Below are 10837 nucleotides of genomic sequence, written 5' to 3'. Positions count from 1 at the left end.
TGCGCGAGTCCTAAGGAAACCGGAGGTCCCAGGAGAAACCGGTGGCGGGCGGAGCGGGACCGGGCCTACCGCCGCACCGCTACCGCCGCCGCTGGATTCCTCTTCGTGGTACACCCGGATGCGGACGAGCCAGCCACCGGACGCAGGAGGACCCATGAGCAGCACCGCGGACGGCACCGCTGCGATCGGCGCCGGCCAGGACGAGACCGGCTCCGCCGGTGTGCGCCTGGAGCATGAGCTTGAGCGGATGCTCTTGGTTGACCGGTTCGATCCGCCAGCCGGTTTCGTTCCTCGCCAGCCCGGTACGGCTGACAGCGACGCGGCCGCCGTCGATCCGGTTGCCTTCTGGGCGGACAAAGCCCGCACCTTGGTGACATGGGACATCCCGTTCACAACGGTGCTCGACGACCGGAACCCGCCTTTCTACCGCTGGTTCGCGGATGGTCGTCTCAACGTCTCGGCGAACTGCCTGGATCGGCACGTGGCCGCGGGCCGGGGCGGGAAGGTCGCCTTTCACTGGGTTGGCGAGGAAGGCGAGCGACGCGCGCTGACCTACGCCGGCCTGCTGGCCGACACCCAGCGGCTGGCCAGCGGGCTGAAGAGCCTCGGGGTCGGTAAGGGTGACGTCGTCGGGATCTTCCTGCCGATGATTCCCGAAGTCGTGGTGGCGATGCTGGCCTGCGCCCGGATCGGCGCCGTTCACAACGTGGTGTTCGGAGGTTTCGCTCCGGCCGCGGTGCGCGAGCGGATGGAGGTCTCCGAGGCAAAGGTTTTGATCACCGTGGACGGCGCCCGCCGTAAAGGCCGGACGGCCGCGGTCAAGGAGGCGGTGGACGCCGAGTTCGGTGGCGTGAAGACCCTGGAGCACATCGTCGTGGTCCGCTCGACCGGCACGCCCGCGCCAATGCTCACTGGCCGGGATGTCTGGTACGACGAACTGTGCGAGCGGGCCGACCCGGTGTGCCCGGCCGAGCCGATGGATGCCGAGCATCCGCTGTTCATTCTCTACAGCTCCGGGTCCACGGCCAAGCCCAAGGGCATCCTGCACACCACCGGGGGGTACCTGACCGGGGCGACCTACACCCACCGGCTCGTCTTCGACCTTGACGTGTCCTCGGACGTCTACTGGTGCTCGGCCGACGTCGGCTGGGTCACCGGGCACTCCTACATCGTCTACGGGCCGTTGTCCAACGGCGCGACCAGCGTGATGTTCGAGGGCGCTCCCGATTATCCCGACCGGGATATCTGGTGGAAGATCATCGAAGAATTCAAGGTCACGATTTTTTACACCGCTCCGACCGCGATCCGTACCTGCGTCAAGTGGGGCGCCGACTACCCGGCCAGGCATGATCTGTCGTCGCTGCGGCTCCTCGGCACGGTGGGCGAGCCGATCAACCCGAAGGCCTGGCTGTGGTACCACAAGGTGATCGGCGGCGGTCGTTGCCCCATCGTCGACACCTGGTGGCAGACCGAGACTGGCGCGATCATGATTTCTCCGCTGCCGGGTGTGACGTCGACCAAGCCGGGTTCAGCCACGACCGCACTGCCGGGGATCTCACCGGCGCTGCTGTCCGAGGACGGCGAGCCGATCACTGAAGGGGTCGGCATTCTGGTGATTACCAAGCCGTGGCCGTCGATGCTGCGGACCCTCTACCGGGACGACGAACGGTTCGTGCAGACCTATTTCTCACGATTCGGCCCAACAGTCTATGTGGTCGGTGACGCGGCTCGGCTGGATGTCGACGGATATTTCTGGATCATCGGCCGGATCGATGATGTGATCAATGTGTCGGGCCACCGGCTGTCGACCGCGGAGGTCGAGTCCGCGATCGTCGCTCACGAGGCGGTGGCGGAGGCCGCGGTCGTCGCTCAGCCTGATGATCAGACCGGTCAGTCCATTGTGGCCTTCGTCACATTGACCGGGGGTCGTGTCGGTAATGACGAGACGATGGCTGAAATTCGTGACCATGTGGCCGCGCGCATCGGGAAACTGGCTCGTCCCAGACGGGTGATCTGGGCTGATGATCTTCCCAAGACGCGATCAGGGAAGATCATGAGGCGACTGCTGCGGGACATCGCCGAGGGGCGCGAGCTCGGTGACGTCACGACCCTGCGTGATCCAACCGTAATGGGCGTTTTGTCCGCCAAGGTCGCCGCGGCCGGCTCGGACGAGTGATGGGCTGATCGGGGAACTGGGGGCACAAGACGCCAGCGGTCCACTGGACAGCCGGTACCCGGGTGGGTTCGGGCCGACCACTAAGCTCACAACTTCGTGAGAGCCCTTCGACGCTTCACCGTCCGTGCCCAGCTCCCTGAGCAGCTTTTCCCGCTCGGTGAGCTTGTGCTGAACCTCCGCTGGTCGTGGCACCCGGAGACACTTGATCTCTTTGAGTCCGTCGATCCCGAACTGTGGCGCTCCTGTAAGGGAGATCCGGTCCGGCTGCTCGGCGAGGTCGACCACGAGCGCCTTGAGACCCTGGCGACTGATCGCCGGTTTATTCGCCGTCTCAGCAACGCAGCCGAAGACCTACAGGAATATCTGACCGCGCCACGCTGGTACCAGGCGCTGTCCGCGGCACCCAAGGCGATCGCCTACTTCTCGCCGGAGTTCGGGATCACCGAGGTGCTGCCCCAGTACTCCGGTGGCCTGGGAATTCTCGCTGGAGATCATCTTAAGACCGCCAGTGATCTCGGCGTGCCGATCGTCGGGGTCGGCCTGCTCTACCGGGCGGGCTATTTCGTGCAGTCGCTGTCCCGGGATGGCTGGCAGCAGGAACGCTATCCCGGCATCGACCCGCACGGCCTGCCGCTGACCCAGCTCATCGATGCCTCGGGCACTCCGGTCAAGATCGCGATCGGGCTTCCCGAAGGCCGCACCCTGCATGCGCAGATCTGGAAGGCGCAGGTCGGGCGGGTGCCGCTGCTGTTGCTCGACTCGGATGTCGAGGACAACCAGCCAGCCGAGCGGGGTGTTACCGACCGGCTCTACGGTGGCGGCACTGACCATCGCCTGTTGCAGGAGATGCTGCTGGGCATCGGTGGGGTCCGCGCGCTGCGCGCGTACTCGGCGGTTTCCGGTGCGCCAACGCCGGAGGTTTTTCACACCAACGAAGGCCACGCGGGCTTTCTCGGCCTGGAGCGTATCCGTGAGCTGACCGAGAGCGGCCTGAGCTTCGACGAGGCGTTGGAGGCGGCCCGCGCTGGGACGCTGTTCACGACCCACACGCCGGTGCCCGCGGGTATCGACCGGTTTCCCAAGGATCTGGTGGCCCGTCACTTCGGTGGGGACAACGCCTGGCCGGGCGTGCCCGTCGACCGCGTGCTGGATCTCGGCGCCGAGTCCGACCCGAACGTGTTCAACATGGCTCACATGGGCCTTCGGCTGGCTCAGCGCTCCAACGGCGTCAGCAAGCTCCACGGGATCGTCAGCCGGGAGATGTTCGCGGGCCTGTGGCCGGGGTTCGACCCGGCTGAGGTTGCCATCGGTTCGGTCACGAATGGCGTGCATGCGGCTACCTGGGTGTCGCGTAGTGTGATCGAATTGGCTGACCGGGAGCTGGGCCCGTCTCCCCTTGAGGGCGCCGGAGAGGGGTTTTCGAAGATCGCCCGAGTGCCGGACGACGCGGTCTGGTCGATGCGCAGGGAACTGCGTGAGCGGCTTGTGACCGAGGTCCGCCGCCGGCTGCGGGCGTCGTGGCTCCAGCGCGGCGCCGCGCCCGGCGAGCTCGACTGGGTCGACGGCGTGTTCGATCCGGCTGTCCTGACGATCGGGTTCGCCCGCCGGGTCCCGTCCTACAAGCGGCTCACTCTGATGCTGCGGGACCGGGAGCGGCTCACCCGGCTGCTGCTCCACCCGCAGCGCCCGATCCAGATGGTCATCGCGGGCAAGGCGCATCCGGCCGACGACGGCGGCAAGCAGCTCGTCCAGCAGATCGTGCAGTTCGCGGACACACCCGAGGTCCGCCATCGCATCGTCTTCCTGCCTGACTATGACATCGGGATGGCGCGTTTCCTCTACGCCGGTTCGGACGTGTGGCTGAACAACCCGCTGCGCCCGCTGGAGGCGTGCGGGACGTCGGGGATGAAGGCCGCGCTCAACGGCTGTCTCAACCTGTCCATCCGGGACGGCTGGTGGGACGAGATGTTCGACGGGCAGAACGGCTGGGCGATCCCCACCGCGGACGGTGTCGAGGATCCCGAGCGCCGCGACGACCTCGAGTCGGTCGCCCTGTACGAACTGCTGGAGAACACGGTCGCCGCGCGCTTCTACGACGTCGCCAGCGCGGGCGCGCCGCCCCGGCAGTGGACATCGATGGTCAAGCACACCCTGTCCACCCTCGGCCCGCAGGTGCTCGCCACCCGGATGGTGCGGGAGTACGTCGAGCGGTACTACATCCCCGCCGCGGCCTCGGCACGGGTGGCCGCGGCCGACGGACTGGCCGGGGCCCGCGGTCTCGCGGGCTGGAAGGGGCGGGTCCGCCAGGCGTGGCCGGCTGTGCGGGTGGTCAACGTCGACTCGGCCGGGCTCGGTGACACCCCGCAGGTCGGTCAGTCGTTGGTAGTCCGGGCAACGGTCGAGCTCGGTGGCCTGGACCTCGCGGATGTGGAGGTCCAGGCCACCTACGGCCGTGTCGATGAGGCTGACCGGCTGCTTGACCCGGCTACCGTGGCGCTGGCCCACCTGGGCACCGGCGAGGGCGGTGGGCAGCGCTTCGAGGGCACCATCCCGCTGCGGCGGACCGGCGCCTTCGGCTACACCGTCCGGGTGCTCCCACGGCATCCGCAGCTCGCCTCACCGGCCGAGCTCGGGCTCGTCGCCAACCCGGACTGATTTCGATCGTTGACAATCTTTCGAGGTTTGTGTGGTGACGGTGCCCTTGTTGATCTCGCAAACCTCGAAAGATCGCGAGAAGCTGGCCGGCGCGGCTATTGGGTGACGCGGAGCAGCACGACGGTGCGGCCGGTGACCTGCACTTCCTGGCCGGCATGCATGACCCGGCGCTGGCCGTCGAGCGTGCCGGGGAACCCGGCGAGGTCCTCGGCTGAGGTGTCCAGCAGCAGTTCGTAGGTGCGGGCCCATGGCTCACCCGGCAGCACGACAGTCACCTCGCCCGGGTCCGGACGCAGGATGAGCAGGAAACTGTCGCCGGCAACCGGAGCGCCGTCCGAGGTGTGCCAGGGCAGCGCTCGCCCGGACAGGTGGGCCACGACCGTGTGGACGAGCGGTGAGTTCCAGTCCGTATCCAGCATGATTGCCCCGTCGGCCCGAAACCAGGTGATGTCCGCGAGCGCTCCGACGCTGGACGGGCCGCCGTGGAAGAACGCCTGCCGGCGCAGGGTCCGCGATGTCCGCCGCAGGGCCACCAGGCCGCTGACGAGCGGCAGCAGCATCGGGTCGTCCCCAGCGGGGTCGGCCGCGGGAGCCGGGCCGCCAGCGGGCGATTCATCCGCTGGCGCGCCGTGCGGCCAGCGCATCCAGGAGATCGCGTTGTCCTGGCAGTAGGCGTTGTTGTTGCCGCCCTGCGAACGGCCGAATTCGTCGCCGGCGAGCAGCATGGGCACGCCCGCCGACAGCAACAGCGTCGCGAGCAGCGCGCGGCGGGTGCGGCGCCGGTGGGACAACACGTCCGGACAGTCGGTCGGGCCCTCCACACCGCAGTTCGTCGAGTTGTTGTGAGCGTCGCCGTCGTGGTTCCCCTCGCCGTTGGCCTCGTTGTGTTTGTCGGCGTAGGAGACGAGGTCGGCGAGGGTGAAGCCGTCATGCGCGGTCACGAAGTTCACCGAGGCCCACGGCCGCCGGCCCGAGTGCTGGTACAGGTCGCTCGACCCGGTGATCCGGTAGCCGAGATCGGCCACGCCGGAGGCATGCTGGGTCCAGACCGCGCGGACGGTGTCACGGTAGCGGCCGTTCCATTCCGCCCAGGGCGCGGGAAACGCGCCGACCTGGTAGCCGCCCCAGCCGACGTCCCATGGCTCGGCAATGATCTTTACGGTTGACAGTACCGGGTCGGCGTGGATGGCGGTCAGCAGCGGCGCGGCCGGGTCGAAGCTGTCGGGGTTGCGGGCGAGCGCGGTCGCCAGATCGAATCGGTACCCGTCCACGCCCATCTCGGTGATCCAGTAGCGCAACGAGTCCATGATCAATTTGATCACGTGCGGGGATGAGGTGTTCAGGGTGTTGCCGCACCCGGTCACATCCCGGTACCGGCGTGGGTCGCTCGGTTCCACCCGATAGTAGGTGGCGTTGTCCAGCCCGCGCAGCGACAGCGTCGGCCCGCGCTCACTGCCTTCGGCGGTGTGGTTGAAGACCACGTCGAGAATGACCTCGATACCGGCCGCGTGCAGCTCGCGGACCATGGAACGGAACTCGGCCACCGGGTTGTCCGTGGCGGCGTAGCCGGGATGCGGGGCGAAGAAGCCCACGGTGTTGTAGCCCCAGTAGTTGGTCAGGCCACGTCGGGTCAGCGTCGGTTCGGAGAGGTTCGCGTGCACCGGGAGCAGCTCGACCGTGGTGACACCAAGGGCGCGCAGGTGGTCGATGACCGCCGGGTGCGCCAGCCCCGCGTAGGTGCCGCGATGGCTGGCCGGGACATCCGGGTGGCGCTGGGTGAACCCCTTCACGTGCAGCTCGTAGAGGATTGTGTCGGGCCAGGGCGTGCCCGGCCGGTTGGCGGCGGGGCCGGCGCCGGCCGGCCGGTCGTCGACGACCACGCAGCGCGGGACGAAGGGCGCGGAGTCCCGTCCGTCCGAACTCACCGAGTACGGGTCGGTCTCGTCGAAGCCGGAGATCGCCGCATGCGGGACAAGACCACCGGTCAGTAGCCGGGCGTAGGGATCGACGAGAAGCTTCGCCGGGTTGTAGCGCAGGCCGCGGTCAGGGGCGTACGGGCCGTGTGCCCGCAGACCGTAGCGCTGGCCCGGCCCTACCCCCGGCAGGTAACCGTGCCAGACCCCCCCGTCGCGTTCGGGCAGTTGATAGCGGCGCTCGTTGTCCTGGGCGTCGAACAGGCAGATCTCAACCGCGTCCGCGTTGGGGGCGGCTACCGCGACGTTCACACCGGATCCGTCCCAGCGCACGCCGAGCGGGTCGGGCGATCCGGGCCGGGCGCGGTCGGGAAAATCGACGATGCCGCAGGTCGGGGACGGTGTCGTCACGTTCGCCACGGTAGCTGTCGAATGATTCAGGCGCCCGCGGGAAGAGCGCGCATGGGCTGCTGGCCACACGGCGGGATCGCCGTCAGCGGGTAATCGTGGGTAATCCGGGTAATCATCACGTATCCGTGAAGATCGGACAGCCAGGGGCCGCGGCGTGTTTCGGGAGCCGCCGTTCGATCAGGGAGTCGCGTCCAGGTGGTTGCTGGCAAGGCCGCGGGCCACAGCGATACCGGGGCCTGTGCCGTCTCACGCCGTATCCGCCTGGCATCCGGCATACCCCGACGGACCCCCCAGATCGGCTTCGCCAGTCCGGCAGGAACCCCGACTTCCGGCGGCGACCACCACTAAGGTGCGTCAGAGGTCCCGAAGGCGCGGTAGTGATCCGCGGCGATGCGACGAGGAGGTCGGCTGGTGGCGGTCGTGCATTTCGAGGTCGACAACGCAATAGGCACGATCAGGTTGGACCGCCCTCCGATGAACGCTATTGACAGCCAGCTCACCAGCGAGCTGCGGGCGGCCGCGGCGCAGGCCGCGGCCCGCCCGGACGTTCGGGCCGTCGTGCTCTACGGCGGTCCCAAGGTGTTCGCCGCCGGCGCCGACATCAAAGAAATGGCTCCGATGGGCTACGCGGAGATCCTGGCGTGGGTCGGTGCGCTCACCGGGACCTTCGAGCAGGTGGCCCGCATCCCCAAGCCCGTGGTCGCCGCGGTGACCGGGTACGCCCTCGGCGGTGGGCTGGAGCTGGCTCTGTGCGCTGACTTCCGGGTCTTCGGTGACAACGCCAAGGTCGGGCTGCCTGAGATCCTGCTCGGAGTCATCCCCGGTGCCGGCGGGACGCAACGGCTGCCCCGGCTGATCGGTGCCGCCAGGGCCAAGGACCTGATATTCACCGGGCGTCAGGTGCGCGCTTCCGAAGCGAAGGAGATCGGTCTCGCTGACCGGGTGGTGGCTCCCGACGACGTCTACGCCGAGGCCCTGCGGCTGGCCGGCCGGTTCGTCGAGGGACCGGCGCTGGCCCTGCGGGCGGCCAAGCGGGCGATCGACGACGGTCTGGACGTCGGGCTGCCCGAAGGGCTACGGCTGGAGACCGCGGTGTTCACCGGGCTGTTCGGGACCGAGGACAAGCGTATCGGCATGGAGTCGTTTGTCGAACGAGGCCCGGGGAAGGCGGACTTCGTCGGTCGCTGACCGCCACTGGTCGCCGAGCGTCATCCTCCACTGACCGTCACTGGTCGCCCGCTGGTTGGGTGCGGCCCGCCCGGTGTCGTGCAGGTTACCTTCTCGTGTTTGAGCGTGGGGCTTTCATGGGGCGACGGGGGCGCTCTACTATGTCGCCTGACATCCCGCTTGGGCCGGCAATGCGACCTTGGACGGGTGCCACGAGAGGTGGAGGATGGCCGAAGCCGACGAGGTCGTCAGCATCCGGAAGCGGCCGGTGGGTTCCGTCGAAAAGAGCGGACGGATTCGCCTGCCAGGGCTCGATCCGGACGCGTTTCGGCATCCGCTGGACCGGCGGGCCACGCGTACGCTGAAACGCGTTCCCGGGTTTGACCGGGCCGTGGCCAAATACATCGAATGGGGCGTTGAGCGCACCCAGTACGTGGAGAACACCGCGTCCAGCGTGAAGGTGGGTCCCCGCCAGCTCCCGGGGATCTACGCGATCCTCCGCGAGGCGTGCGCGATTCTGGACGTCCCGGAACCTGAGCTCTATATCCGGCGTGGGCCGGTCGATGCCTACACGGCCGGGCACAACCATCCGTATATCGTGCTTTTCACCGATCTCATCGACATCATGGATGAGGACGAACTGCTGGCCGTGCTCGGGCACGAAATCGGTCATGTCAAATGTGGCCATGTGCTGTATGGGACCATGGCCCGAATCGTCGGCGGGGCGATGGGCGCGGGGGTCGCCCGCCGGTCGAACGCCATTGCCGGCAACCTTGCGGCCTTCGGTCTCGGAGCGGGGCTTTCGGCCTGGTCCCGCAAGGCGGAGCTGACCGCCGACCGGGCGGCGATGCTCGCCGTCCAGGACCCGGATCCATGCGTCCGGATGATGATGAAGCTGGCCGGTGGGGCGACCCGCTGGCTCGACCAGATGAACCCCGCCGCTTTCCTTGAGCAGGCGCGGTTGCTCGACGACATGGCCGAGCGGAGCACGCTGGCCCGGTTCCACCGGATGCGGATCCGGACCAGCGGCTCGCACCCGCTCGCGGTCGAGCGTGCCCGTTACTTCGACGAGTGGCTGCGTGAGGACGAGCCCAGGAAGATCCTTGACGGGATCTACGCGGTGCGGGATGGCAGCCGTGCCTGTCTGAGCTGCGTGAAGCCAGCGCGTCCGACGGAGAGTTTCTGTACGGCCTGCGGTACCGGCCTCGCGGTCTGGACCACCTCTGCCTGATCGTCCGGCTGCTCGGTCCCGCTGATCCGCTCGTTACCCGAGCCTCGTAGCCGGCCGAGGCCTGGTCACCCGGGATGGTCGTGGGCCGTCAGCGCAGGGAGAGATCGACGACGAGGGGCTTGTGGTCGCTGCCGAACGGCGCGCCCACCTGGTAGCGGGTGACGGCGAACCGCGGTGAGGCCAGGACATGGTCGATGCGCAGCAGCGGCGGAGCGAACAGGCCGTTCGCGTTCCAGGTGGGCAGCCAGCCCGCGCCGGCCACGTCGTGGGCGTCGCGGAGATGATTATCCAGTAGGCGTTGGAAGGGACGGTGGTCACGGGTGGCGTTGAAGTCACCGGCGAGCACGACGGGCATGGCTGCCAGGGCGGTGCTGGCCCGCAGATCGTCCAGTTGCCGGCGCCACCGCGGGGCGTAATCGCCGCTGGTCGGCGAGAGCGTGTGGACGGCGAAGAGCCGGAACTGGTGCGCGGCGTCCATCCGCACCGTCATCCGTAGCGACGGCAGATCCGCTACCGACGGCAGCTCCGGGTCGGTCAGCGCGAAGCGGGAGAACACCGCGATCCCGAACGGATCCGGCCGGGCGTGGACCTCCCGGTAGGTGAAGTCCCCCAGTACCCCAGAGCTCTCGACCGCGGCCAGGGTACGGGCAGTGACCTCTTCCAGCACAAGGATATCGGGCCGTTGGGCGCGGATCTGGGACCCCAGGCTGCCGGCGGTCTTGTTCGTGTACAGCAGGTTGGCAGTCATGATCCGCGCTTGGGCCGCGCCAGCGGGCGCGGTTTCGGGCTTTCCCGGCCAGAGCTCGGGAACGGTCCAGTACAGGTGGGCGACGATGACCAGCAGCGAGACGATCAGCAGCCGGTTGCGGCGCATCGCGAAGCCGATGGCCAGCGCCATGTAGACGGGCAGGTAGACAACCGGGGTGAAGGCGTTGATCCCGGCGTACGGCCAGCTCAGCGCGTCGTCCAGATGGAGGCTCCGGCCCAGCGCGATGATCGCTAGACTGCCTGTGATCATCCAGGAAAGAATGATCATCAATATCCGTGGTGGGATCACCGCGCTGGATCTGTTTCTTGATCCCGATGTGCGATCGTTTTCTTCGGGATACACGGACAGGCCGGCGCCGGCATCCGAGTGCGGGGTCATGGTCATAGATTGCCGATGGGAGGCGCGATGTGGGCGGCGGGGTCGCCCACATCGCGATCGACCAGATCGCTCCGCCGCGGCCAGCGTCCCTGCCGCCTCGTGCCAGTGACGCCGTCCGCGGCGGAGTGCCCGCCTCT

Annotated in this window: 6 protein-coding genes; 4 read left to right on the top strand and 2 right to left on the bottom strand. The window is 68.1% G+C overall.

Annotated elements, in window-relative coordinates; genetic code table 11:
- The first annotated feature begins 154 nt into the window (after nt 1–154).
- Together acs and glgP are read left to right on the top strand one after the other, a co-directional pair.
- Nucleotides 155–2176 carry an acetate--CoA ligase gene (gene acs / locus MJ797_RS15610; RefSeq protein ID WP_239335493.1) on the top strand — a complete coding sequence of 674 codons (2022 nt, stop codon included), beginning with the start codon at nt 155–157 and terminating at the stop codon, nt 2174–2176.
- 96 nt (nt 2177–2272) lie between these two features.
- Nucleotides 2273–4831 (top strand): alpha-glucan family phosphorylase, encoded by a 2559-nt coding sequence (gene glgP / locus MJ797_RS15605; RefSeq protein ID WP_239335491.1) that lies wholly within the window; start codon nt 2273–2275, stop codon nt 4829–4831.
- Between the two features lie 95 nt (nt 4832–4926).
- Here the strand turns inward: glgP and glgX are convergent, their stop codons facing one another.
- Nucleotides 4927–7155 (bottom strand): glycogen debranching protein GlgX, encoded by a 2229-nt coding sequence (gene glgX / locus MJ797_RS15600; RefSeq protein ID WP_239335489.1) that lies wholly within the window; start codon nt 7153–7155, stop codon nt 4927–4929.
- Between the two features lie 411 nt (nt 7156–7566).
- Here glgX and MJ797_RS15595 point away from each other — a divergent pair, with 411 nt between their 5' ends.
- Both MJ797_RS15595 and MJ797_RS15590 read left to right on the top strand, forming a co-directional pair.
- Nucleotides 7567–8343: an enoyl-CoA hydratase/isomerase family protein gene (locus tag MJ797_RS15595; RefSeq protein ID WP_239335487.1), complete on the top strand. Its 777-nt coding sequence runs from the start codon at nt 7567–7569 to the stop codon at nt 8341–8343.
- Between the two features lie 205 nt (nt 8344–8548).
- Entirely contained in the window at nt 8549–9553 is a 1005-nt protein-coding gene (locus tag MJ797_RS15590; RefSeq protein ID WP_239335485.1) for a M48 family metallopeptidase, read from the top strand.
- Between the two features lie 88 nt (nt 9554–9641).
- Here MJ797_RS15590 and MJ797_RS15585 read toward each other — a convergent pair whose 3' ends face one another.
- A complete protein-coding gene (locus MJ797_RS15585) occupies nt 9642–10610 on the bottom strand; it encodes an endonuclease/exonuclease/phosphatase family protein (protein WP_239335483.1) in 969 nt (322 codons plus the stop codon).
- Nucleotides 10611–10837: the final 227 nt, after the last annotated feature.

This window comes from Protofrankia sp. CiP3 (assembly GCF_917627345.1).
Lineage (GTDB): Bacteria > Actinomycetota > Actinomycetes > Frankiales > Frankiaceae > Protofrankia.
This window is presented reverse-complemented; position numbering and strand designations above follow the sequence as displayed.

Coding starts and splice junctions, on each gene's coding strand:
- acs (WP_239335493.1), top strand. CDS start 155: ATGAGCAGCACCGCGGACGGCACCGCTGCGATCGGCGCCGGCCAGGAC.
- MJ797_RS15590 (WP_239335485.1), top strand. CDS start 8,549: ATGGCCGAAGCCGACGAGGTCGTCAGCATCCGGAAGCGGCCGGTGGGT.